This is a genomic window from Anaplasma centrale str. Israel (assembly GCF_000024505.1).
Classification (GTDB): domain Bacteria; phylum Pseudomonadota; class Alphaproteobacteria; order Rickettsiales; family Anaplasmataceae; genus Anaplasma; species Anaplasma centrale.
The window spans coordinates 113150-136671 of the sequence record NC_013532.1 but is presented as its reverse complement, the minus strand read 5'-3'; the positions used below and the strand labels follow the sequence as shown (position 1 = coordinate 136671).

Genomic DNA, 23522 nt, shown 5'->3' with positions numbered 1-23522 from the left:
AAAACCGCTATTCGGACCTGTATAGATTTAATATAATGTACCCCAAATCGCATAGTGGTAAAACATGCATCCGATAGGCAAGGCAGTGGCCGCGCTCGTATTGTGCATAGTGTCGGTATACCTCGTCATGCCTAATTTTGTGGATTCCGACTTGTTACTGTCGAAGAAAAAGGCAAACCTGGGTTTGGATCTGGAGGGCGGCGTGTACCTCCTACTTGAAGTCGATTTCAAGGAGCACGTCAAGGAAAGGCTGTATGGCCTGAGTGACACACTGCGGGATTTTCTACTTAAGGAAAACATCCCGTACAGAAGGTTATATGTGAAAGATGGAACCGTAGTGCTGTCCTTGCATAGTGCGGGGGATTACGCACGCGCAAGGCGTTTTGACGCAAACGTGACAGTTTCCGGCACCTACGATCATGCTTTAATCTCCTTCAAGGATGGGTACATGAAAGCACTACTACAAGGAGTCATGACCGATTCCATACAGAACGTGCAGCGCCGGCTGGATAAATCCGGCACCAAGGAGATAATTATTAAAAGCCACGGGGAAAACAAGATATCCTTGCAGGTGCCTGGGGTGTACAGCACCGACAGCATTAAGTCTTTAATAGGTAAAACTGCCAAGTTGACCTTTCACCTACTCGAAGAGGGTAAGGGCCTGTCAGAGATAGACCCTATAGCAACTCATCTGTTGAGTGACGCAGCTGGCAACGTATACCCAGTACTGAAGAAGGTAGAAATAAGCGGAGACTCACTAATTGATGCCAGCACAGGGCTTAACACCCTAGGAAAGCCTGTGGTATATTTCAAGTTTGATAGCGCAGCAACAAAGAAGCTAGCAGAAATCACAAAAAAGCACACAGGTAAACAGCTTGCAGCAGTGCTTGACAGTGTTGTGCTGACGGCGCCTACTATCCGGGAGCCTATATTAGGAGGAAATGGTGAGATAAGCGGCAGGTTCGGTATGGACGAGGCAAAAGAACTTGCAGTGTTGCTTAAATCTGGGGCGCTTCCAGCGCCCTTAAACGTCATAGAGGAAAAGGTTATCGGCCCCAGTTTGGGTGCTGGGTCAATTGCTATGGGTAAGGTGGCAATGTTTGCCTCTGTGATTAGTGTGTCCGTGTTTGTTGTCGTGTTATACGGCGTACTTGGAGTTTTTGCAGTAGTAGGGCTAATTTTTAATATTGTATTTGTGTTGCTCGCGATGACTCTCATTGGAGCAACGTTAACTCTTCCAGGCATAGCTGGAATGACGCTCACAGTGGGGATGTCCATAGATGCAAACGTCCTGATTTTCGAGCGTATAAGGGAAGAAATACGCGCTGGCAGAAAGTTAAGGTTGGCTGCAGACAGGGGGTTCAGGAATGCCATGTCGACAATTTTCGATTCCAACATTACCACGCTAATAGTTGCCGCAATAATGTTCATTATGGGCAGCGTTTCGGTAAGTGGTTTTGCTGTAACGCTGGGGGTTGGTATACTGTGTTCAATGTTGTCCGCAGTGGTTCTGACTAAGGTGCTAATAGATGTATGGATACACACGGTAAAGAGCCTGAAAATAGCCTAATGCCACTGTGTGATGAATGCATTTTTGGTGAGGTTGCATATGAGCGGCAAGTCCTGTAGCAAAGGAAAGGTGGTGTTCTGTGACGGCGATGACGCGGAAGGGCTGTATTCCGGGCACCCCAGAGTGTACATAAAAATCACCGAGGAAAAACAGCAGTGCCCGTATTGCGGGAAAGTCCTAAGTTGACACCAAATGTTTGTTGGTCAGCTGCTGGGGGACACGTTAGGTCTCTACAGACCAGTCATCTTTGCAATACTGGCCGGCACCTGGCGTATCGGTGTTTACTAAATTAGTAACCTATGTTAGAATCTTAGGAAGTGCACTGCCGGCCTGCGGCATGCACGCCACGCTGTTTAGCAGCTCTGTATACGCCCTGGGAAACCTTGGCAGGGGTGCGCGACAGGCGCTCCCAATTGCAGCGCGCGAAGAAAATGTGAGAGGAATTCATGCCGTATAATAGCGGGGTAGCACACTCCGCAGAAGATATCAGTAGGAGGTTTGCACTCTTCATACCCGGCAAGGGGATGGTAAGGTTTGGGCACTTTATACCCGGTGTGACACCGACATCTGAACTGATAGGCAGAAGTCTAGCTGGGGAGGCACTGCCTGCGGGCAGCACAATAATACCGGCAGAGTTCGACAACGTGTTGCTCAGCAGAACTTTCTGCTTTTTTGACTCTGACCCAACACACGTACGGAGGGCGGTCGCACTGCTTGCGTCTTCTGGGCTGATAGTACGAGTGGTGTGTAATAAACAAGACCGAGAATACTTAATAAGAAACGGGATAAGCAGCGAAACATGCATCAGTGACGCCAGACATGCATTTCCCTCGCAGAATGCTGTTGCGCTCCTGTACCACAGGGAGTACTCACGCGTGAGCTTTGGCGGGCTTAAGGCTCTCATGGTACTGGAAAGTGCACCACAAGAAATGCGTCAGCTATTGTCAAAAACGGTGTCCCGCACAGGGCGCGCTGCTGACACTGGCAACAGATTTTTTACCGCAAGGTATGACGCATCTAGCAAGCCGGTGGGACAAAAGTTGCTCGATTCCGTACTTTACATGGAAAAGTGGTCGCTGCTGTCATCAGAGGAAAGAGCGTGGAGGTGTGCTGGAAGCGCACTTTTGACCCTTGTTATGCCCATAATGCCAATAATATTTGCGTTACTTGTCCGTGGCAGAAACAACGATGCTGCATACAACTTAGGGATCATGCGCTGGCAGGACCGTGTCTACAGGGACAGGCAACATCCGAAGTCCACTCCGTATGATATGTTGTTTGGGAACGATGCAGATGCCGCACTGCGTCTAACTGACACTGTAACCAAGGTCGCATCGGAACCTGGTTTTGGATATATGGACAGCAACCACAGGCTTACGGAGCAGGCGAGAGTGGCTAGCATGCAGCATAATTTCTTGCTGCTTGCAGACCGAAAACACTTATCCAACAGGGACCTTGCTCTGCGCGTTGCCTTTCTTGCCGTAATTGCAATGCTAACAATTTCCAGCATCGTTCAGCTATCATTGGGCAACATCGCGCACCCAGGAGCTTCCATAGCATCTGCAGTTTCCTACTGTGCGCTTCTTGGGATCTGCGCAGGGTCGCTCTACATGCACCGCAAGGATACCAAACGTCTGGTAGCGTTTGGGATCCTGGCCTTTGCTTGCCTTGCGTTGCTTGCGAACTCTATAGCCGCATTTCACCTAGGTGGTCCGGGGCCTGTAGTACAGGGTCTGGAAACGCTGATCTCCACCGCTCTGATTGCCCTGTCAGGTGTGTACTGCGTTGTCGTGTGCGCAGCAAATTTTGCATACCGGCAGGACAAAGCGGTCTCGAGCGAGCTCGGAATGAGCTTCACTGCATATCGTGACATAAAGCCCAAGCTATATTCTGAGTTGAGGAACTATGATCAAAAAGCTGCAAGTGCGGGAGTCCTGGTTAGAATACTGGAAGATAGCGGCGAGGATGTAACAACACTACTCAGGCAGCAGGACGAAACCAGTAGTGTCACCACCACAGAAGCCGGCGAGATAACACCGCCACGGCGCCAAGACAGCGTGTCATCGGCAGAAGCGTTAGACCCCACAAATCCATTTGCAGTGGACATTGCGGCAGAGAGGCGTGCCAAAGCCGGCGCAACGGGAAATGGGGCGCAGAGCGTTAGCTCGCACTTACAGGATGTGGTAACAACAGAAGAGCTCGCACGCATCTCCTCGCCGAGTGCAGACAGAGCAGCAAAGTCGGCATAAGCGGGCACCGCTCCATGTAGTCATTGCCACAAAGCTGGTGCGCACCCTGCTGCTGCTTTCAGTCCTGCAGCGTCATCAGCCTCACCAGTAGCACCCTGAGAAGTAGCCCCAGCAGGTACACCATGGAGGATACTCCATGTGAAGACTCCAGCAATCAGTAAGAATCTAAGTTTAAGCAACATCACCACCACTCCCTTAAAACTTCTAAATCAGCTCTGACTACTCTCACACTCAAACTCATTCACACCCATATCACTGACTCTAGCCTCAGCAGAACCTGCAGTGATGAATAACCATATAAATGTAATCATGGCTGTTACTATGTATCTTGGTCTAATACTCAATCTTCCCCACAACTTGGTACACCCACCAACTGCACCCAGGCCATTCCTAACTCGTACCACCCAGCCCAGCACACCTAACTACCCAACCTCCATCTACACAGTTGAAGCTCTTGCCATCACCTACACCTGTGTCACTACCCAGATCCTCCTACTTCTTACTCGCACTACCAGCTTTCTTGGCACAGTCAAAGTTCTCATCCACACCTAACTACCCAATGAGGCCCGTCCACCATCCTCACACTTGAAGCTCTGTGCATTCACACCGTCACTATTCAGACCAGCAGCAAACTTAGCCATTAGCTTACCGGCACCAAAGAATATAGCTGTGAATACAACTAACATTACAATTGCAGGCCATGCTAGTTTACCGAATATAGCCATGATGCTGGAACCTAATATCACTCCTGTCATGATTGGTAGTCCAAGCTTCTGTACAAACCCTATAACATTACATATAACCTTAGTCGCTGTATCATCAGCTTCAGCAGTATCACCAACAGCCCCAGCAGGTACACCATGGAGGATACTCCATGTGAAGACTCACCTGTATCCGGGACTCAATACCTAGGTCTTCCCAATTGGGACTATCTGCACCACCAACTGAGCGCACCCAACTCTGGGGGTCCTCTACCTCGTGCTACTACCTACATGCTTGCCGCATCCACAGTTCCCTGCACTCACTCCAAGGTCTCGTCTCTTATTCGTACTTAACCTCTGGAACACACACCTGCCCATTGTATGGACGATGATGTAAGTTCAATGAGGAAAACAAAAGAGAAGGTCAGGGTTTGCACACAGGTGTGGAGGTGGGCATCAGACTCGGATTCTAATCCCACTGTGGCATCACCACCATCAACGTACCAGAGAGTCGGGGCAGTTGCACTAGTAACACATGTGGTAGGAATAGTGGTGCCTCATTAGGTGATTGATATGCAACAGCCTTTCCCTCCTTATCCAGGTTATTGATGTTGTTCGCCATCCCTGACACACTGATGGTAGCGTTGTCGGTCTTGTTACTCTCGGAGAGTAGTGTGTCTGTACCCTCAGTAAACACCGCACTAATCTTGTTGCCATTGTTAGCGCCGTCAGTGTTCTTACCACAGTTGGTACCATTGGTGGTACCATTGCCACACACCTGCTTACTCACCTTATCACCACCATTAGCCTCTACTGCCTGACCCCACTTCTTGGCATCATTCTTAGTTATCTTACCTAAATGAGTAGTAAGACGCTCTACCTGACCTCTAGCTGTATCATATGCTAACTCCTTTCCTAATAAGAATACTGAAGCTGTATCCTCATTAGACTTCTTACCTCCCTTAATAACAAACCTCTCATACCCTACTTCCTGGTGTTGCATTGCCAACACACCTACATTACCACCTAGTCCCCTTCTAGGTAGAGATCTAACATTAGATACAGTGAGGGGTCAGTTACTATCCAGTGCATTGGGTAGGATGTCTATGGGGGATGTGAAGAGGTTTAGGAAGGAAGTAGTAGATAGTATAGGAGCAGGAACAGCTAGTCCTGTAAGGGCTGTATTTAGTAGTGCAGTACTTGGTAGTGCAGTACCTAGTGCTGATGGTGATACATTCCTGATGGGAGAGATGGTAGGAGTTGATGAGGGACTAGTTATTCAAGAACTAAGTAGAGCTGATGAGTTAGTGAAGTTACAACATGAATTAGAAAAGCAAGTAAGTAAACTAGCTGAACTTGGAGAACTTAAGTGGTTAGAAGAACTTGAGAAGCTGCAGGCTGAGGAGATCCAGAAGGTGAAGGACAGCATAGGGGAGATGGAGACGAAACTGCAGACTGAGGTGAAGAAGGCGAAGGAGGCAGCGTTCATTCTGGAGATAGAGAAAATCAAGGAGCCAGGAGACCTAGATCTGCTAGAAGCTAAGAAGATACAGGAGGTTAAGGCGGCAAAGAAGGCAGCAGCAGAGGGAGTAACTGGGCTGGGCAAGAAGATTGAGGGAGTCACTGGGCTGCTGGGCAAGAAGATTGAGGGACTTACAGAGAAGAATCTGGGAGAGCTAGAGACGCACTGGTTACTCAAGAGGTTGGGAAAGCACAAGGATAAGCTCAAGGCACTGGGAGAAAAGCTAGAAGAACTAGCTGTAATAAAGAAACTGAAGGAATTGGGATTGGAAGAGAGATTGAGGGAATTAGCTGAGGTTAAGGAAGTTAAGAGATTGGCTGAGAGGCAGAAAGCTGGGGAATTAGATGTGCAAGGGGGATTGCAACTGACTGAGAAGATCAAGGCATTAAGTGTAGATATGGTGGGAAGGTTGGAGGCCAGAAGACTGGGCGAGGAAGGTGGACTAGCCGAGAAGTTGGGGATACTAGGAAGGTTAGCGTCTGGGGAGAGGTCTCAGGCATTAGCTGATGTGAAGGTTACGCTAAAACAGCTCAAGGAGATGACAGAGAAGAAGATTAAGGAGAAGAGCCTAGTAGAGCGAAGCGTGGGGATGCTGGGATGGCTGGTAGGATTTGGAGAGAGAGTAGTTACAGGAAAGGAAGCACTGGGAGACATATTGAAGGGTAAGGAGTTAGTGAAGCTAGAGAAGACACTAGCCAAGATCAAAGCACTAGAAGAACTTACAGAGATTGCTGAGAAACGTGGAGTAGCTACAGTGATGAAGGCTGCATTGACTGGTGCTATGGAGATTACAAAGAATAGGGGTTGCGAGAACTGGCCGAGGTTAAGGAAGGTTAGAGTAGACAGCGACTCCTTCGCAACCAAGCTTGGCGCAAAGAACAGCGGATCAGGAAGATTTGGGCATGTTTGATATATCTCCGAATCCGTACTCGGCCCATCGTGACGTCACCCTTTCGGTAATGTCCTCACTCATTTTCAGAGGAACACCCCACAACCTGGTGGTTTCGGGATACATCTTGTTTGTCGCATCAAACCCCACCTTACTGCCCAACCCTTCCTCGGGCGATGCAAAGTCCAGGTAGTCAATGGGGGACCGTTCAATGACCATGGTGTCACGCGCAGGGTCCATTCTGGTAGACAACGCCCATATTATGTCCTTCCAGTCCCGCACGCATATGTCTTCATCAACAACTATTACAAATTTGACATACAAAAACTGCCTGAGGTAGGACAGGACCCCCATTATTATCCTACGCGCATGCCCGGGGTATGCTTTTTTTATGGAAACTACGGCCACACGGTATGAGCATCCCTCTGGAGGCAGCCAAAAATCCGTGATTTCCGGATACTGTAACCTTAGCATGGGAATCAGTAGCTCTGTCAATACTTCCCCGAGCACAGAACACTCATCTGGAGGCCTTCCAGTAAAAGTGCTCATATAGAGCGGTGAAGAGCGCATGGTTACGGCTTGCACTGTGAATTTTGGAAACTTTTCTACGCTGTTATAATACCCTGTGTGATCACCATATGGCCCCTCCTCAAGCAACTCGTCAGCGCTCACTTTCCCCTCCAACACTATCTCTGCATTTGCGGGAACTTTTAGGGGCACCGTTACGCACTCAACAAGTTCTGTAGGATGCTTACGCAAAATACCGGCAAATTGGTACTCAGAGATGGTATCGGGAATGGGCGCAACTGCAGAAATCAGGGTTGCAGGGTCGGATCCTATGACGACAGCCACGGGGAAATCTCCCCTGCCTTCTTTTACCCACCTGCAGTACTGTTGTGCCCCTCCCCGGTGCCTAAGCCATCGCATGATTGTGGAATTTTTGCCGACAACCTGCATGCGATACACACCGAGATTGAAATTGTCTTCACGAGACAAGGATGGCCCGCGTGTCACGACCAGGGGCCATGTTATGAGGGGAGCTGGCTCTCCAGGCCAACATGTTTGTATGGGAAGCTTATGTAGATCCACATCGTCGCCAACCATAATCACTTCATGACACGGCGCTTTCTTTACGACCCGAGTACGTGCCGCAACGACGTTACGCAGCATAGGAACCATGGTAAGCAAATCCTTAAAGGACTCTGGGGGAGTGGGAGATCTCAGAAAGGCCAACAGTTCTCCAATACGCCGCAAACCGTCAGGCGCGTCAACTCCTAGGCCAAGAGCAACTCTTTCAAGAGTGCCAAACAGGTTGATTAGAACCGGTATGCCGCAGGGCCCATGCTCTGTAACCACATTCTCAAAAAGCACAGAGGGGCCGCGCGCCGCTACCAACCTTCTGTGAATTTCTGTAATTTCAAAAACTGTGGATACTTCCCCCCGCACGCGGACGAGACGCCCCCTGCTTTCCAGGCAGTGCACGAACTCACTAAGATTCGCAAACGACATGGCAACCCGAGAAAGCGCACCCGGGCAAGGCTACCACACGCACAGCAAAACACCAACCAAAACTGCGACCAAGACGCCCTGACGCTACCCACGAAACTTTCTGCGCCAGGCCTAGAAATACAGCCTCAGCCCAGCCTCCAATCCGAAGTAAGCCACGCTCATACCCAGGGGCAAGTTCACAGGCAACAACCGGGCCCGAGTTTTGTTATTTGCACCATACAAACCGTCAATTTTCACAGCCTCGTATCCGCTTTGCGGAAGAATAACCTCCCCATTACCCGAAAGCGTGCGGTAATACAGGCCTGCAAACCCACGTATTTTGTCGCCCAACTCATAACTCGCACCAACCTTTGCTTGATAAGAAACTCTGGTGGCGTCAGCACCAAACATGCTCACCTTCTCCAAGCCAAACCCAGCGCACACATACGGAGTGACCCCCTCACCTATGTTGGTCTTAAAATCTCTACACAAACTAGCCAGAGCTGAGGAGAGCCGCACCCCTTCATTCTTCACGATAATTACAGCATCATCAGAGGGCGGTTGCTTCCCGCTTGTTGCCGCGGCACTCACCGTCTTATCATCCGCACCCGCAAGCCTTATGTGCACAGCGGAGTACCGATAACCCTCGGAAGCAGCATACAGATTCCCCACCGTATTTCTATCACGCTCCAACACGCGGCCTCGCCCTATGTCAAAGCGCTGCCTAGCAAATTCCAACTCAGCCCTGATTCCGTCCATATGATATCCCAGAACCGCAGCAACACCACACACACTGCTATGGTAGTCAGAGCCTCTGGCCAGCACTGGCGAGGAATTGAACGCGCTCACCGGAATTTCCACCTCATCCGTAAGGCGCACGCGCCACTCGTTCTTATGCTCTGCCGACACAGGCAGTGCATCCAGAGGCGTGGTTTTAAAGGAAGTGTTGAAGACACCCTTGAACACCAGGTCACCGAAAACGGGGGAGGCAGGCTTATACACACCCCCAATATACAGCCCACCCGCACTACCTGGAGACAGGGCAATAGCGGACGACGCGTAGGCTACGAAGACACAAACAAAAGAGGCGGCAAGAAACCTTAAAAAGCTCATCTGAAACCCTCAACACAAAGCCACGCGCAGCAGCCCGCCATCACGGCGGGCCTATCGCACAACCAAGTATTTACTCCCGTAGTATACGCGCGTCAAGTGCATTCGAAAAGTCACGCGCTAATAACTCGCGACCTTAGCAACCGGCACACGGTAGGGTGTGAGGAGCTCGACCCATGCAGGCAGAGTGCAGTGGGGCTAAAATGCATACCTAACCCCAAACTCTCCCCCAAAGTGAGCAATGCGCATATCGGCTTCAGCAGCCGCAGGTTTAGGCGTAATATTAAATCCTCCAGGAACCACAAGTGCTATAGGGCCAAAGCGGTCCCCGTGAAGCATGTGGTAGTACGTACCAGCAAATAGCGTCATATCTTGCGCAACTGGAATGCCTATACCAAGCTTGCCTTGATATCCATGGGTAACGTTGCTGGTATTCAGTAGGTTTAGTTTATTCCCGCTTACTCCAACACACACATACCCAAGTGCTGCACCGATTTGTGCTCGCTCATAACACAAGTTGAGAGCTATGGAGGATATGCCAATTCTCTTGTTTTCCACAACCACGTAGTTTCCTGGCATTATTGTCCGTGTCCTAACCAGAGCAATGTTGCATGCATCATCTTTGTTTACCGAACCAACTCCACCTTTCGTCTCGAATACGCTGCTAAACCGCTCCAACTCTAGTCTCACGGGACCAGTGCTGTAGCCTACGCTCCCAGCGAACTCCAGATAATCGCTACTGTAAAAAGGTGGTCTATACATTCCAAAAGCTTTGTGATTGTTTATATCCGCAGTCACACTACCATTCATACTCATTCGCGCGGCTGTTGTCACCCCTGGTACAAAAAGTTGCGCTTCGTTTACCCCCAAATTACCAAGGTCAGGAAAACTGCTTTTGTACGCACCAACGAAGTACGTTCGCCTATGTTTGGATTTCCGCAACAAGCCATCGCTTGCAGAAAGGGCTTGTAAAGGAAAAAGTAGAATCGCGATGAATACCCATACTCTAACGACAACCCCACCCTTTTTCGTTGCCCTCGTTATCGATCCCATAATTATGCCCCTAAAAATTAGCCGGAAGCGGCACTCCCCGCACGATACCGAAATCTCTCAGAGAATTCGCAACGATGCTCAGCGCTGCAGCGCGCCTTTCTAGAGCAAAAACATTAACCAAGAGCTAACGCTGGGGAAGAAGTACGTGAACAACCTCAGCAACTTAGCACACCACAAACTATGACAGAAGGCGAGCCGGCTATAAAACCTAGAAGAGCCACCTGAGCCCGACTTCCGCCCCCAAGTAGCTTATACCCATACTAGAGACCTTTAGGTCTACGCCTCGACGGGAGGAGCCGCTTTTGCTACCGTCGTTGGACGTAGTGTGAGCGCCGGGAGCGCGCCATTGGTACACAACGGGCACGCTATTGAAGGTGCTGTATAGAACCTTGTGCACAAACGCGCTGGTAACCAACTGCACAGACTCAGACAACTGGTAGTGCAACCCTGCGCCCGCCTCTACAGAGAAACCGGCCCTGGTCATGCCAAACAAATGTACGGCTTCTATTCCTGAGCCTGCACAAAAGTGCGGCACCAACGGAGCCCCTACGAATTGCCTATCAGCATCATAACACGCATTTATCATAACGGCAGTACTGCCAATACCTCGGTTACGGATTGCCACCAGCCTGTTGGTGACAGGTGCCGCTACAGCAGGCGGCTGTTGGTCGGCACCCAAAACGTTTGTGGCCCTCGCATTATCAGCCAATGGCCGCGCTTCTTGGACTAGCAGCACATCCCTGTGGTCAGTGAAAACATCGCCTCCGGTGCGTATGGCATCAAAGAAGTTCCTCGCAACCCTAAACTCAAACCTGAAGCCACCTCCGACAACACCCAGCGCACCAAATACACCCATGTAGTCAGAGGAATATGTTGCCGAAGCAGCTCCGGCTGACTGCATTTGTTCCATCACGCGGCCATCAACGTCACGTGCAGCCAGGGGGCCACAGCACATCTTTAAGCCCGGCACAAAAACATCAGCCACGTGCCCGTCCATCGACATTGCAAATCTACCAATGTTCTGAAGCGCGGGTCGGTACCCCGCAGAGGCATAAAAACTCGCGGCAGAGCACATTTCTGCACTCAATAACCACCAACAGCACATCGCCAAGGTCGCAACAGCGAATCTCCACTGCAAAGCCATCCCTCTACCCTCTCTTACCACCAACAGAGCCGGCCCCGCACAAACCGAGAGGCGAACCGGACACAGAGTACGCGCCCGGGTACTACAACTATACATAGAACACTGCAACTGCAACTACATCAGGGCTTGGTCGTCTCGTTCCTGCTTTAACCATTTAGAAAACAAATCAAGGTCGCCTGCATATTGATTGGCATAGCACGTCATTGCACAACAAAACCTGGCTTTGTGACCAGTAAAACCACTACCCCCAGGTGAGTGATATCACCACATAAAGCTACGACAATCGTGGAGCCCTGTGGCACGTTTTAAGAATGTAACCACTCCATCTAAAAAGCTTTAAAAAACGTTTCGGAAGAATCTGCGCCCGATTGCAGGCCAACTTTAAGGGTTTACACAAACCCGCGAAAGTAGTAGCATTCAGGCTGGCCTTTGTTTCGTACGCCGATGTCGTTAAACGTCTACCTACCTGACCAGTCCGTGTCTGCAGTGCGGCCTAGGATCACCGTCCTGGGAGTTGGAGGTGCCGGCGGCAACGCGGTGAACAACATGATACAGTCGTGCCTCCAGGGGGTCAACTTCATAGTTGCCAACACAGATGCCCAGGCGCTTGATTGTTCCCTCTCAGAAAAGAAAATTCAGCTGGGCATTAACCTGACAAAAGGGCTAGGCGCTGGCTCCCTGCCGGAAGTTGGAAGGGGCGCCGCTGAGGAGTCCATAGACGAGATCATGGGAGAAATCGCTGATAGTAACATGCTGTTCATTACAGCGGGTATGGGGGGCGGCACAGGTACAGGCGCCGCACCTGTGATCGCGAAGGCTGCAAAGGAAAATAAAATCCTGACTGTAGGAGTGGTAACCAAGCCGTTCCACTTCGAGGGTGCACATAGGATGAAAACCGCCGACTTAGGGCTGGAAGAACTTCAGCGGTATGTGGACACCCTTATAATAATCCCGAACCAGAACTTGTTTAGGATAGCAAACGAGAATACCACCTTCGCGGACGCGTTCAAGCTCGCGGATACGGTGCTTCATACGGGAGTAAGAGGCATAACTGACCTTATGGTGATGCCTGGGTTGATCAACCTCGATTTTGCCGACATAAAAGTTGTGATGAGCGAAATGGGCAAGGCAATGATGGGAACCGGTGAGGCAGAGGGAGAGCATCGAGCTGTAATCGCCGCGGAAGCCGCAATTTCCAACCCCCTGCTTGATAATATTTCCATGAAGGGTGCCAGGGGGATCTTGATAAATATCACTGGGGGCTTGGACCTTACTTTGTTTGAAGTGGACGCGGCCGCGAACAGAATCAGGGAAGAAGTCGATGATAATGCCAACATCATATTTGGCTCCACGTTCAACGAGGAAAGCAGCGGGAAGATTAGAGTCTCTGTTCTTGCCACTGGTATCGACAGTGTACGCCCCGCGCAAAGGCCCCATAGCGTCGAGCAGCAACAGCCGCAGCGAATCAGCGATTTTGATTTCGATAGTGAACTAAGCTCGCTCAATCCCGGGAATGGCGGCACCATGGCTTATTACAAGCCTAGCCTTCCTGAGGAGGATGCCATGGCTGATGCGCATGCCACCGCGGAGAGACAGCAGCCGTCTCAAAAATCCGGTACATTTAACTGGGGTGAGTCATTCGATGTACCGGCATTCCTGAGAAAGAAGGAAAAGTTGTGAAAATATTGGGCGCGCAGCAGTGGCAAATCGGTAAATCTGCCGACAACAGAAGGGCGTGGTAGCGTCTGGTCCCGTGATGGCGCGGGCGCAGAAATTCGCCCACCAGGTGGAGTTGTATAGTAAAGAGGTGCCGGCAGGGGGGAAGGATTTTTCTCTTGTAGTCAAGCCAAAATGGAATTGGGAACATCAACCAACGCATACTCGTATTATATTCATACATGGCAGTGGTTCATGCATTTGGTGCGCCGCGCTTCATGCGCATCATCGGCAGCAACAACTAATCGTCCGCATCTGGGAACGTGGCACTCCACAGGCAGTAAGCACTTTTGCGCACCGAGCTATACGCGGGAAAGAGGCCTTGCTGCACAGTATAAAGCACCACACGCGTGTAGCATCGCATGATTGAAGTTAATATACACACACGAGGGTGGTACAAATTGGTTGGTAAGCCCAAAACCTCCGCGAAACGTGTGATCGGGCTTTGCTTGTCAGAGTTAGACATTACCAAGTATGACCCAAAAGTTTTTGTTGTGCTGGCCAATGACGCACTACTCCTCGAGCTCAATTCCCAGTACAGGGGAATCCACAAAGCCACTAATGTCCTTTCCTTCAGTTATGAAAAACTATCTCCAGGCTGCTGTTTGGGAGAAATATATTTGTCCATGGAACGGATAGCGGAAGAATCGCTGGAAATGGACGTGGCTGTCAGGTCGCATTTCTTTCATATGCTGATACACGGAATGTTGCACATACTGGGATACGACCATGAGGAACCCGAAGAGGCAACCACAATGCAGGCATTGGAAGTGGGGCTACTTGCCAAGCTTGGAATACGCAATCCATATGTTCCACGTGAAACATAGCATGCCGACAAGCCTACCAAAATTTAGGGTGACAATGCCAGCCACTCACGTATAATCCGAGCAGTGGACGGTATTGTCAATGGCTAAGGTTTTTGCGGTTGTAAATCAGAAAGGCGGCGTTGGTAAGACTACAACTAGCATAAACTTGGCAACGGCGTTCGCTGTTGTCGGGAAGTCGACCCTAATGGTAGACCTTGATCCGCAGGGCAACAGCAGTAGCGGGCTGGGCATACCGTACTCTTCAAGATCGCCGGACATTTACAGGGTCTTGGTCGATAACCATCCGATTACAGAAGCGATTAGAAGTACCTGTATACCCAATCTATCCATCGTACCTTCTACTATTGATCTGTCTGCAGCAGAGTTGGGGCTTGCACAGATGGAGTCCAGGGAGTTTGTACTGAAAAATTGCCTACTACACACTGCGGAGTATCAGTACGTATTTGTAGATTGTCCTCCGTCACTTGGCTTGCTCACTATAAACGCATTGGCCGCAGCGCATTCCGTGATCATCCCCATGCAATGTGAGTTCTTCGCACTGGAAGGGCTAAAACACTTAATGAAAACCGTAAATCTCGTCAAAAAGCGCCTAAATCCCTCTCTGACTATCGAGGGCATTTTACTCACGATGTATGATCGCAGAAACAATCTGAGTGAGCAGGTAGAGGAAAACATCAGGGAGCATCTACGCGAGAATGTATATAAAACTGTAATACCAAGGAACGTTCGGCTATCTGAGGCCCCATCACACGGAAAGCCGGCAATAATCTATGACTATAAGTGCCCGGGTTCGCAGTCTTACATATATTTGGCAAAAGAAATACTAGAGCAGCAAAATAGAGTGCAGGCATTTCGTGCAGAGGGCGAAGTTTTGGAGCAAAAGCAATGAAGAGATCCTTAGGTAAAGGAATTCTGGAGCTAATTGGAGAAGAAAGTGAGGGCGATGCGGCTACTTTAACCATGGAGGCCCCAACGCGCATTAGGGTAAACATGTTACATCCAGGAAGATTTCAACCGAGGCGTAAATTTGATCAGGCAGCCATTAAGGAGTTGGCTAGCTCTATCGCCCGCAACGGGCTTATCCAGCCAATTGTTGTAAGAAAGGACGCTGTGGGGGACAGGTACGAAATCATAGCTGGAGAGCGCAGGTGGAGAGCAAGCATAGCGGCAAAGCTTGTAGACGTACCCGTAATCGTCAGGAACGTTAGCGATAGCAAGTGTCTGGAGATCTCGGTAATCGAGAATATCCAGCGGGAGGACTTGACAGCACTAGAGGAAGCTGAGTCATACAAGAAGCTCATCGACGAATTTAACCATACACATGAAAGCTTGGCTGCAATACTCGGTAGAAGCAGGAGCCACATAACCAATATACTACGCATCCTTACGCTACCAGATTCTGTAAAGCGCATGATAAGCGACAGGTCCATATCTTTCGGGCACGCAAGATGCCTGTTGGGCGCAGAAAATCCTGAAGAGTTGGCCGAGAGGATTTTATCTTCGGGCATGAGCGTGAGAGAAACTGAGGCCATGGTGAAGGACCTGCAAAACCACACAGACATTGTGCAGGCCACCACCATGCGCATTGAGAGCTTCCTGCCCGGCAGGCTGGATACTGAGGTTAGGGTAAGGAAAAGCGGCAAGAAGCTCACTATAAACTTTACCAGCGAGGAAAAGTGTGAGGACTTTTTCAAAATGCTGGACAAACTTTAGGCGTTTTAGGATTGCTGGCGGCATGCTTAGGATGTAAAATTCCAGCATTGTGTATACACCTTAAAAATCATGGTTCGCGGTGATATGGTGCTCCTGGGCGTGGTGCGCGCTCCACATGGGGTCATGGGACTCGTGAAGGTTAGAACGTTTACTGAAGATCCATCTCACATATCGGCATACGGCCCGCTAACTGACGGGCACAATTGTTTTAATGTAACAGTAGTGTCAGTGCTGGGAGCGGATAGCGTAATAGCAAAATTTGACGGGCTTAGCTCAAGGACAGAATCAGAAAAGCTGCGCGGCAAGCGCCTCTACGTCAGCAGATCCAGTTTACCGAGGCTGCAGGAAGATGAATTCTACGAGAACGAACTCATCGGGATGGATGCCAAACTCGAAGATGGCACAGCCTATGGAGTTATCTCGGCCATACTCAATTTTGGGTCGTGCGACATTATAGAGCTGTCTACAAGCACAGGTAAGGTAGTGATGGTCCCTTTCTCGCGGTCAACTTTCCCAGTGGTAGACGTGGAGCGCAGAGTTGTTATCGTTGTTCCTCCTGAAGTTATTGGTGTAGGTAGCAGATGATTTTCAACGTCTTGACCATCTTTCCAGATATGTTCCCGGGCCCTCTTGGATATTCTACAGTAGGTAACGCGCTAAGGAAGGGCTTATGGTCTCTGAATGTGGTTGACATTCGGTCATTTGCTAGCGACAAACACTCAACAGTTGATGACAAGCCGTACGGCGGTGGCCCGGGAATGCTGATGAAGGCTGATGTGCTTGGTAGGTGCATAGATAGCGTGCTGGAGGCACATCCTGACACTAGATTGATCTACACTTCCCCGAAGGGAAAGCAGTTCACTCAAGATATGTCTAGACAGATTGTCCATTTTGGCAATATAACTTTACTCTGCGGGCGTTTCGAAGGTATTGACGAGAGGGTTGTCGACGTTTATAACTTCCAGGAGGTCAGCATAGGCGACTATGTGATTTCCGGCGGAGAGCTGGCGGCTATGGTCGTGATTGACTCTTGTGTTAGAATGGTCACCGGGGTAATCGGCAACAAAGACAGTCTTAATCGTGAGAGCTTTGACTGTGGGCTGGAGTACCCTCAGTATACAAGGCCTGCCAGTTGGAAGGGGGTCTCGGTTCCTGATGTTCTTCTCAGAGGAAACCATAAGGAAACTGAGCTTTGGAGGTGTAAGATGTCCAGGATCATTACGGAGCGCAGGCGCCCAGATTTGCTGAAGGATTGCGGCGGAGAAGAAGAAGGGAGTTCAAATGAGTAGCGTACTAGAAGAGTTCAATAAAAGACAGATAGAGTCACTTTCTGGAGTTGAAAGGCCTCATTTCCTCCCTGGAGACACTGTTAAGGTAGGAATAAACGTTTTTGACGGAGTGAACTGGAGGGTTCAGACTTTTGAAGGAGTGTGCATAAAAAAGCGCAATAGAGGCCTGCATTCGTCGTTCGTTCTGCGCAAGATAAGCTACAATGAAAGCATACAGTTACAGGTCTTCCTGCATTCCCCAAACATAAAGTCCATGGAGGTAGTGCGGTACGGTAGGGTGCGCAGGGCTAAACTGTATTACATGCTCAAACTCTTCGGAAAGGCGGCAAGAATTAAAGAGGCTGGGGATACCCGCAAGAAGCGTATTGCTAGCCAGCGTTCTGCCTCAGCATCCTAGCTGCACTCAGCTGCTGGACGCTGCCAGTGTTAGGAGGCCTATAGCTTTTTGTACTACCGCTTTTTGGACTTCAAACCGTGAGAGGTGGTTCCAGTCATACCGAAATGTTTGCACCTTTGAGCCTCGTTTAGCGAGCCCTATATGAACAACTCCGGTTTCTGGCTCTGTAGCAGCAGGGGCTTGGTTTGTAAAATGGGCGGTAGCACCGGCTATACCAGTTATCGAGACTGCTATATCAACATCCTCTAGTGTTTTTAGTACATTTTCAGCCATCATACCGGCAATTTCCTCGCTTACAACGCCGTATTTATCTATTTCTTGCTGTGGAACCCCAAGCAGAGAGTGTTTCGAGCGCGTTGCATAGGTTACGACGGAAGAAAAAAGAACGCTAGAAACCCCGGGTACACACGAAAAAACGAATGCCAGCAACCCCCCCGTACAGGATTCGGCAAAAGAGACCTTTAAGCTCTGCCGTTGCAAGCGTTGTATACACACGGCCGCCTCTGCAATTAGGGCCTCTGGAATCAGCATATAAAGCTCGCTACAGACCTAAAATGGAATTATTATAGTGCGGCTCCCTATGGAAATCACCGCCTATGATAAACATTACCACCTCTTTTCCCAACAAGACAGCGGCGGCGTTTCACAAGCATGTCACGGGTTCCGAGGTGGCATCGGCCATGTTCCCTGAAATAGCAGGGTCTATAGTTGCGCTATTTGTTGATGGAAATTTACAAGATCTAGCAACCCCAATAAGCAAAGATGGCTCTGTTGACCCGGTAACAATAGAAAGCAATACTGGAATGGATATAATCAGGCATGACGCGGCCCACATTATGGCTAGGGCAGTAAGAGAGATCTTCCCTGATACTAAGCTGGCAATAGGCCCCACCATCGAGAATGGATTCTATTATGACTTTGACCTCTCCCATAGCCTGTCTGAGAAAGACTTTGAGGCCATAGAGAGAAAGATGGCAGACATTATTGCCAAAGACGAAAGGTTTGTTAGGGAAGTTTGGCCCAGGGAACGCGCGATAAAATTCTTCGAAGATTTGGGCGAGCACTACAAATTAGAAATCCTATCCAAAGTTCCCTTAGGCGAGGAGATAACTGTCTACAAACATGGAGAGTTCGTGGATCTTTGTAGGGGGCCACATGCCCCATCTGCTAGGTACGTCAAAGCATTTAAGCTCACCAAAATTTCCGGGGCGTATTGGCTTGGAGACCAAAAAAACAAGATGTTGCAGCGAGTTTATGGCACCGCATGGCACAGCAGCGAAGCGCTTGCGTCCTACATTCACAACATGCAAGAAGCAGAAAAGAGAGATCATAGAAAAATAGCTAAAGATTTGGGATGGTTTCACATACAAAATGAAGCGCTCGGTCAGGTGTTCTGGCACGACAAAGGGTGGGTGATATACCGCACCATCGAAGAATACATAAGGTGCAAACTCGAGAAGCACGGGTATCTTGAGGTAAAAACTCCGATAATGCTCGACAGAAAGCTGTGGGAAAAGTCAGGCCATTGGGAGAAGTTTAAAGAAAACATGTTCGTAGTGGAGAACGACAAGAAAGAACTCGCTATAAAACCGATGAACTGCCCATGCCACGTACAGATATTCAAATCAAAGATAAGAAGTTACAAGGAGCTACCTATCCGCATGGCGGAATTTGGTATGTGCCACAGAAACGAGCCCTCGGGTTCGCTTTACGGGCTTATGAGAGTTCGTGGGTTTACACAAGATGACGCACACATATTCTGCACGCATGAGCAGGTCAGAGACGAAGTGCTGCGATTTTATGAGCTACTCATGGAGGTATACAAGGATTTTGGTTTCGATAGCGTCACAGTAAAACTCTCAGATCGTCCAGAAAACAGAATAGGGTCTGATGAGATATGGGATAGATCTGAGCAATCTCTAATGGAGCCCATGAATGCATTGGGAGTGCAATATACAATCAATAAGGGAGAGGGGGCCTTCTACGGCCCTAAGTTAGAGTTTACCCTCAAAGATTCAATAGGTAGGGAGTGGCAGTGCGGCACTGTGCAGCTGGATTTCGTACTACCCGACAGACTAGGTGCATATTATATAGGCGAGGACGGGAAAAAGCACATTCCAGTGATTATACACCGGGCTATTTTGGGGACCATTGAGAGGTTTATCGGCATTCTAATTGAGCATTACGCAGGCAATATTCCTGTGTGGCTCGCCCCGGTACAGCTAGAAATACTCACCGTAAGTGGGGAGGTAGAAGAGTATGCCAGAGGGTTGATGGAAATGGCATTACAGAAAAATGTACGTGTGGAATTAAACTCTACGGAGGAAAACATAAGCCACAAAATACGTAAAGCCATTTTTAACAAAGTACCAATAGTATGGGTGGTGGGAAAGAGCGAGGCAGGAGACGGTTGTGTGTCCGTAAGGCGTTACGGGTCGGGTGAGACTTGTCGAATGGCGGCCGATAAAGCGTTGAAAACGCTGCTGACTTGTGTTAGCATGCGCTAGTTCCTTTGGTTTGGGTTCATGGGTTAAAGGTGGAGAGAAAAGGGCCAAGAATTAACGAATTGATAACCGCTAAGAGAGTTAGGCTCGTTGATGAGAAGGGTTCTATGGTTGGCATAGTTGATATAGGCGAGGCTATTGCCACGGCTAGGGAAGCGGAGCTGGATTTAGTTGAGGTAGTGAGCGATGGAGAACTCCCGGTATGCAAGATATTCAACTACAGCAAGCAAAAGTACAACAAGAAAAAGTCTGTTGGGCCCAGGAAAAACAAGTCCTCCTCACTCAAAGAACTGAAGTTCAGGCTAAACATTGAGGATAACGACTATAACATTAAGCTCAACAACCTCAAAGGATTCATAGAGAAGGGGAATAAGGTTAAGGTATCTATAAGGTTTGTGGGACGTGAGCTTCAGTATAAGGAAGTGGGGTTAGGTATTCTAGATCGTTTAGTGAATGATACTGAAGGAGTTGCTAGACCAGAGTCTTCTCCTAGAATGGATGGAAATGTGATGAGTATGGTCTTTGGTAGTAAGGGGAGTGGTTCTTCCTCTTCTTCATTGCAGTAGCTAATATCGTCCCCCCTGCTACCAGGCGCATTCGCTTGGTGGTTTCTAGAGTTTTACGCCCCACATAAGTCAGGGGCCAGGTTTCCGTTTAGGTAGCACTCATGATGCTGGCACGTATGTGGGGACTGATACCTGCACACTACCGCCGTAAAAAGATACACTGTGCCATTACTTGCTGAATTGGTTTGTACCTACCGACTTTGGTGATACCGGTTTACAGTCCATATCATCAGGATAACACTCTGGGTAAATGCGTCGATAATTCATCATCCAAGGTACGCCGCACGGCACCCCATCCCGGCATTAACTGCGGCAGACACACCACAAGCCACGGCGCTATGTACGTAACTGTGCGCTGATTAGAAAGGAAAGCCTTGGCCCACGTCAGTGGCGAGATAACACCTCAGGAGTCTCCCCGTATCGCAATATCACGCATATCGCTACCCGCACTGGAATAGGTGATATTGAGCTCCAAATCAAACTTCACGCAATTACCAAGAATCTCGGGCCACTCGACAAGCACCAAATTGCCGGCTAAAACGTCAAAAACACCGGCCTCCTGCACTTCCTTAACGGAAGAGAGCCTGTATAAGTCTACGTGATACAAAAGGAACCCAGGGCACTCATATTCGTGGATTATACCAAACGTAGGGCTGCCAAGAAAGCTGGCACCCGACAACTCAAGAATAATCGCCTTGCAAAACTCAGTTTTCCCAACGCCTAAGTCCCCACTGATAGCAACCACCATATCCCCCGCCAAGGACTTAGAAAGGGTGCCCGCCACCCCACGCAAGGAATGAAGACAAAGTCCCCTGTGGTAGGAGACGGCTTTTTCACTGCCTCCCCTTCTCCCCTGCACCGCGACGCGGTGGGACACCTGCTACTTGCGATCCCCCATTAGGTGCAAGAGGCTAAGGAAAATGTTTATATAGTTAAAGTACAGGCTGGTTGCACCCATGACAGCCATCTTACTGGAAGTAACCTCAGAACCGTCATTGAACCGGTAGTACATGTCTTTGATGCGCTGGGCATCGAAGGCAGTCATCGCCGTAAACACCACCACAGCAACCAAGGATATAGCAAAGTACAACGGGCCGCTTGCCATGAATATATTCACGACCGAGGCTATCAATATCCCGACAACCCCCATGATGAGGAAAGTACCAAATTTAGATAGGTCCCTCTTAGTGGTATTACCGTAGAACGCCATCACGCCGAACATGGCAGAGGATATGAAGAAAACCCGAGCTATACTGTGCGCGGTATACACCATAAACATGTACGAGAGGGACAGCCCCATCATGGCGGCAAACCCGAAAAACACCGCAAACACCGCCTGCATGCTCATGCTATGCACCTTGGAAGAGAGGAAGAACACCATAACAATAGGGGCAAGGGACACCACCCAATGTAGTGGGGTTCCATAAAGCACGCTCATCAACCCATGAGAAAAGGAAGTCATCAAAGCAACAACACCGGTGAGCCCCAGGGCTGCAGCCATGTAGTTATATACCTTAACCAAGTAGCTCCTGAGCCCTGCGCAGTAGTAAGCGCTTTGGAACTGGGCACTGTAATCATTCATAAATTACAACCGCATCCTCTTCAAAAACCATACATGCTAACACACAAACGGCGCGATATCAACTAAAATGAGCAAAATGGCAGCCAGAATAAGAGCTTCCGCCCCCGTTTATATTTTATCAATAAAGCACAAGTTCGCAGCAGTGGGGCAACTACCCCGACAAGGATGGGAATATCTCAATCTACGCCCTTCTAGAGGTACTCTTCAACCAAAATTTGGGCTATTTGCACCAAGTTCAACGCTGCACCCTTTCTAAGGTTGTCAGACACCACCCACATACTCAACCCATAGGGCACCGTTGCATCCCTACGGATTCTGGATACATATACCGCATCATCATCAACGCAGTCTATCGGGGTTACGTATTGCATGCTGCTCTCGTTACCAAGCACGAGGACGCCCGGTGCCTCGCTTAACGCTTCGTATGCTGCATCCACAGAAATTGCGCTATGAAACTCGATATTCAGAGCCTGTGAGTGACACACGAATACGGGAACCCTGACGCATGTCGCGGAAACTTTTATGTCATTCCCCATGATCTTTCTCGTCTCAGCACACATTTTCCGCTCTTCGGTTGTGGAGCAATCTTCTAAAAATTCGCCCACGTGCGGAATGCAATTGAAGGCTATCTGCCTTGGAAACTCGTTTGGTTCAACCTTCCTATTGACAAACATAGCCTTAGTCTGATCATACAACTCAGACATCGCGCCTCTCCCAGCACCAGAAACGGACTGGTACGTTGCCACCACCACCCGCTTTATTCCCGCCACCCCATGCAACGAGTTGAGCACCACTAACATCTGCGTGGTTGAGCAGTTTGGGCTGGCAACAATGTTTCTACTAGCATACGAGGCTATGGCGGCCCTATTAACCTCTGGGATAACTAATGGAATATCATCATCCATACGGTAGTGAGACGAGCTATCAACAGCTACACAACCACACTGTGCTGCCTTGCCAACATACCTCTCTGATACAGCATCACTGGTAGCGAAAATGGCTAGCTCAGATTTGCGGAAATCGTACTCATCCAGATTGCTGCACTTGATTTCAGTGTTTTCGCCATAGCTTAGGCGTTTACCTGTAGACTCAACCGAGGAAAGCGCCACCACTTCATCAACGGGAAAACCGCGTTCGCTGAGCACCTTTAGCACCATCCTCCCCACGTTTCCAGTAGCTCCAACTACAGCTATACGACTCAT

Annotated in this window: 23 protein-coding genes and 1 pseudogene; 13 read left to right on the top strand and 11 right to left on the bottom strand. The window is 49.4% G+C overall.

Annotated elements, in window-relative coordinates; genetic code table 11:
- Nucleotides 1-64 precede the first annotated feature (64 nt).
- From secD to ACIS_RS00650, 3 genes are all read left to right on the top strand, one after another.
- A complete protein-coding gene (gene secD / locus ACIS_RS00655) occupies nucleotides 65-1570 on the top strand; it encodes a protein translocase subunit SecD (protein WP_012880327.1) in 1506 nt (501 codons plus the stop codon).
- Between the two features lie 39 nt (nucleotides 1571-1609).
- Nucleotides 1610-1756, top strand: coding sequence for a zinc-finger domain-containing protein (locus tag ACIS_RS05205; protein WP_081440552.1), 147 nt, complete (start codon nucleotides 1610-1612; stop codon nucleotides 1754-1756).
- Between the two features lie 260 nt (nucleotides 1757-2016).
- Nucleotides 2017-3819, top strand: a complete 1803-nt coding sequence (locus tag ACIS_RS00650) for a hypothetical protein (protein ID WP_012880326.1) — start codon at nucleotides 2017-2019, stop codon at nucleotides 3817-3819.
- A 65-nt stretch (nucleotides 3820-3884) separates the two neighbouring features.
- Here ACIS_RS00650 and ACIS_RS05460 read toward each other — a convergent pair.
- The 3 genes and pseudogenes from ACIS_RS05460 to ACIS_RS05530 form a co-directional block, all read right to left on the bottom strand.
- Nucleotides 3885-4001, bottom strand: a pseudogene (locus ACIS_RS05460) (TrbC/VirB2 family protein); the annotation flags it as partial.
- Between the two features lie 366 nt (nucleotides 4002-4367).
- The gene (locus ACIS_RS00640; RefSeq protein WP_049756248.1) at nucleotides 4368-4688 is read right to left on the bottom strand and encodes a TrbC/VirB2 family protein; all 321 of its coding nucleotides are present in this window, start codon (nucleotides 4686-4688) and stop codon (nucleotides 4368-4370) included.
- Between the two features lie 301 nt (nucleotides 4689-4989).
- On the bottom strand, nucleotides 4990-5523 hold the full coding sequence (locus ACIS_RS05530) for a hypothetical protein (RefSeq protein WP_049756254.1): 534 nt from the start codon (nucleotides 5521-5523) through the stop codon (nucleotides 4990-4992).
- Between the two features lie 103 nt (nucleotides 5524-5626).
- On the opposite strand from ACIS_RS05530, the gene ACIS_RS00630 reads away from it, so the two are divergent.
- A complete protein-coding gene (locus tag ACIS_RS00630) occupies nucleotides 5627-6952 on the top strand; it encodes a hypothetical protein (protein WP_148207704.1) in 1326 nt (441 codons plus the stop codon).
- On the opposite strand, the gene ACIS_RS00625 is transcribed toward ACIS_RS00630, so the two are convergent.
- From ACIS_RS00625 to ACIS_RS00610, 4 genes are all read right to left on the bottom strand, one after another.
- Nucleotides 6929-8440, bottom strand: a complete 1512-nt coding sequence (locus tag ACIS_RS00625; RefSeq protein ID WP_012880324.1) for a UbiD family decarboxylase — start codon at nucleotides 8438-8440, stop codon at nucleotides 6929-6931. The two genes, ACIS_RS00630 and ACIS_RS00625, sit on opposite strands and share 24 nt — an antisense overlap.
- 111 nt (nucleotides 8441-8551) lie before the next feature.
- Complete coding sequence (locus ACIS_RS00620; RefSeq protein WP_012880323.1) at nucleotides 8552-9532, bottom strand: P44/Msp2 family outer membrane protein; 981 nt, start codon at nucleotides 9530-9532, stop codon at nucleotides 8552-8554.
- A 195-nt stretch (nucleotides 9533-9727) separates the two neighbouring features.
- The gene (locus ACIS_RS00615) at nucleotides 9728-10582 is read right to left on the bottom strand and encodes a P44/Msp2 family outer membrane protein (RefSeq protein WP_012880322.1); all 855 of its coding nucleotides are present in this window, start codon (nucleotides 10580-10582) and stop codon (nucleotides 9728-9730) included.
- Between the two features lie 208 nt (nucleotides 10583-10790).
- Nucleotides 10791-11687, bottom strand: coding sequence for a P44/Msp2 family outer membrane protein (locus tag ACIS_RS00610; protein WP_410510739.1), 897 nt, complete (start codon nucleotides 11685-11687; stop codon nucleotides 10791-10793).
- Between the two features lie 483 nt (nucleotides 11688-12170).
- On the opposite strand from ACIS_RS00610, the gene ftsZ reads away from it, so the two are divergent.
- From ftsZ to rplS, 7 genes are all read left to right on the top strand, one after another.
- A complete protein-coding gene (ftsZ, locus tag ACIS_RS00605) occupies nucleotides 12171-13406 on the top strand; it encodes a cell division protein FtsZ (RefSeq protein WP_012880320.1) in 1236 nt (411 codons plus the stop codon).
- A 398-nt stretch (nucleotides 13407-13804) separates the two neighbouring features.
- Nucleotides 13805-14269, top strand: a complete 465-nt coding sequence (gene ybeY, locus ACIS_RS00595; protein ID WP_012880319.1) for an rRNA maturation RNase YbeY — start codon at nucleotides 13805-13807, stop codon at nucleotides 14267-14269.
- A 79-nt stretch (nucleotides 14270-14348) separates the two neighbouring features.
- Complete coding sequence (locus ACIS_RS00590) at nucleotides 14349-15158, top strand: ParA family protein (protein WP_010266435.1); 810 nt, start codon at nucleotides 14349-14351, stop codon at nucleotides 15156-15158.
- A complete protein-coding gene (locus tag ACIS_RS00585; protein WP_012880318.1) occupies nucleotides 15155-15982 on the top strand; it encodes a ParB/RepB/Spo0J family partition protein in 828 nt (275 codons plus the stop codon). Before ACIS_RS00590 ends, ACIS_RS00585 begins: the two co-directional genes overlap by 4 nt.
- Before the next feature lie 69 nt (nucleotides 15983-16051).
- Nucleotides 16052-16567: a ribosome maturation factor RimM gene (gene rimM / locus ACIS_RS00580; protein ID WP_012880317.1), complete on the top strand. Its 516-nt coding sequence runs from the start codon at nucleotides 16052-16054 to the stop codon at nucleotides 16565-16567.
- Nucleotides 16564-17271 carry a tRNA (guanosine(37)-N1)-methyltransferase TrmD gene (gene trmD, locus ACIS_RS00575; protein ID WP_010266444.1) on the top strand — a complete coding sequence of 236 codons (708 nt, stop codon included), beginning with the start codon at nucleotides 16564-16566 and terminating at the stop codon, nucleotides 17269-17271. Before rimM ends, trmD begins: the two co-directional genes overlap by 4 nt.
- Nucleotides 17264-17668, top strand: a complete 405-nt coding sequence (gene rplS / locus ACIS_RS00570) for a 50S ribosomal protein L19 (RefSeq protein ID WP_010268952.1) — start codon at nucleotides 17264-17266, stop codon at nucleotides 17666-17668. The genes trmD and rplS overlap by 8 nt, the downstream gene beginning before the upstream one ends.
- A 6-nt stretch (nucleotides 17669-17674) precedes the next feature.
- Here the strand turns inward: rplS and ACIS_RS00565 are convergent, their stop codons facing one another.
- Nucleotides 17675-18199 carry a CinA family protein gene (locus ACIS_RS00565; RefSeq protein ID WP_012880316.1) on the bottom strand — a complete coding sequence of 175 codons (525 nt, stop codon included), beginning with the start codon at nucleotides 18197-18199 and terminating at the stop codon, nucleotides 17675-17677.
- 65 nt (nucleotides 18200-18264) lie between these two features.
- On the opposite strand from ACIS_RS00565, the gene thrS reads away from it, so the two are divergent.
- On the top strand, nucleotides 18265-20175 hold the full coding sequence (gene thrS / locus ACIS_RS00560; protein WP_012880315.1) for a threonine--tRNA ligase: 1911 nt from the start codon (nucleotides 18265-18267) through the stop codon (nucleotides 20173-20175).
- Nucleotides 20176-20204: 29 nt separating this feature from the next.
- Nucleotides 20205-20738 (top strand): translation initiation factor IF-3, encoded by a 534-nt coding sequence (infC, locus tag ACIS_RS00555; protein ID WP_012880314.1) that lies wholly within the window; start codon nucleotides 20205-20207, stop codon nucleotides 20736-20738.
- Between the two features lie 403 nt (nucleotides 20739-21141).
- Here the strand turns inward: infC and tsaE are convergent, their stop codons facing one another.
- The 3 genes from tsaE to ACIS_RS00540 form a co-directional block, all read right to left on the bottom strand.
- Nucleotides 21142-21522 carry a tRNA (adenosine(37)-N6)-threonylcarbamoyltransferase complex ATPase subunit type 1 TsaE gene (tsaE, locus tag ACIS_RS00550; protein WP_274376777.1) on the bottom strand — a complete coding sequence of 127 codons (381 nt, stop codon included), beginning with the start codon at nucleotides 21520-21522 and terminating at the stop codon, nucleotides 21142-21144.
- A 96-nt stretch (nucleotides 21523-21618) separates the two neighbouring features.
- Nucleotides 21619-22320: a Bax inhibitor-1/YccA family protein gene (locus ACIS_RS00545; RefSeq protein WP_012880312.1), complete on the bottom strand. Its 702-nt coding sequence runs from the start codon at nucleotides 22318-22320 to the stop codon at nucleotides 21619-21621.
- Nucleotides 22321-22511: 191 nt separating this feature from the next.
- A complete protein-coding gene (locus tag ACIS_RS00540) occupies nucleotides 22512-23522 on the bottom strand; it encodes an aspartate-semialdehyde dehydrogenase (RefSeq protein WP_012880311.1) in 1011 nt (336 codons plus the stop codon).

Excerpts from the sequence above, each read along its gene's own strand:
- rplS (WP_010268952.1), top strand. The coding sequence starts at position 17,264 with ATGAGTAGCGTACTAGAAGAGTTCAATAAAAGACAGATAGAGTCACTT.
- ACIS_RS00565 (WP_012880316.1), bottom strand. The coding sequence starts at position 18,199 with ATGCTGATTCCAGAGGCCCTAATTGCAGAGGCGGCCGTGTGTATACAA.
- ACIS_RS00625 (WP_012880324.1), bottom strand. The coding sequence starts at position 8,440 with ATGTCGTTTGCGAATCTTAGTGAGTTCGTGCACTGCCTGGAAAGCAGG.
- ACIS_RS00615 (WP_012880322.1), bottom strand. The coding sequence starts at position 10,582 with ATGGGATCGATAACGAGGGCAACGAAAAAGGGTGGGGTTGTCGTTAGA.
- ACIS_RS00620 (WP_012880323.1), bottom strand. The coding sequence starts at position 9,532 with ATGAGCTTTTTAAGGTTTCTTGCCGCCTCTTTTGTTTGTGTCTTCGTA.
- ACIS_RS05205 (WP_081440552.1), top strand. The coding sequence starts at position 1,610 with ATGAGCGGCAAGTCCTGTAGCAAAGGAAAGGTGGTGTTCTGTGACGGC.
- thrS (WP_012880315.1), top strand. The coding sequence starts at position 18,265 with ATGATAAACATTACCACCTCTTTTCCCAACAAGACAGCGGCGGCGTTT.
- ACIS_RS00545 (WP_012880312.1), bottom strand. The coding sequence starts at position 22,320 with ATGAATGATTACAGTGCCCAGTTCCAAAGCGCTTACTACTGCGCAGGG.
- ftsZ (WP_012880320.1), top strand. The coding sequence starts at position 12,171 with ATGTCGTTAAACGTCTACCTACCTGACCAGTCCGTGTCTGCAGTGCGG.
- ACIS_RS00630 (WP_148207704.1), top strand. The coding sequence starts at position 5,627 with ATGGGGGATGTGAAGAGGTTTAGGAAGGAAGTAGTAGATAGTATAGGA.
- trmD (WP_010266444.1), top strand. The coding sequence starts at position 16,564 with ATGATTTTCAACGTCTTGACCATCTTTCCAGATATGTTCCCGGGCCCT.
- ACIS_RS00590 (WP_010266435.1), top strand. The coding sequence starts at position 14,349 with ATGGCTAAGGTTTTTGCGGTTGTAAATCAGAAAGGCGGCGTTGGTAAG.
- ACIS_RS00610 (WP_410510739.1), bottom strand. The coding sequence starts at position 11,687 with ATGTGCTGTTGGTGGTTATTGAGTGCAGAAATGTGCTCTGCCGCGAGT.
- ACIS_RS05530 (WP_049756254.1), bottom strand. The coding sequence starts at position 5,523 with ATGCAACACCAGGAAGTAGGGTATGAGAGGTTTGTTATTAAGGGAGGT.
- ACIS_RS00585 (WP_012880318.1), top strand. The coding sequence starts at position 15,155 with ATGAAGAGATCCTTAGGTAAAGGAATTCTGGAGCTAATTGGAGAAGAA.
- ACIS_RS00650 (WP_012880326.1), top strand. The coding sequence starts at position 2,017 with ATGCCGTATAATAGCGGGGTAGCACACTCCGCAGAAGATATCAGTAGG.
- ybeY (WP_012880319.1), top strand. The coding sequence starts at position 13,805 with ATGATTGAAGTTAATATACACACACGAGGGTGGTACAAATTGGTTGGT.
- rimM (WP_012880317.1), top strand. The coding sequence starts at position 16,052 with ATGGTTCGCGGTGATATGGTGCTCCTGGGCGTGGTGCGCGCTCCACAT.
- secD (WP_012880327.1), top strand. The coding sequence starts at position 65 with ATGCATCCGATAGGCAAGGCAGTGGCCGCGCTCGTATTGTGCATAGTG.
- ACIS_RS00540 (WP_012880311.1), bottom strand. The coding sequence starts at position 23,522 with ATGAGTCGTATAGCTGTAGTTGGAGCTACTGGAAACGTGGGGAGGATG.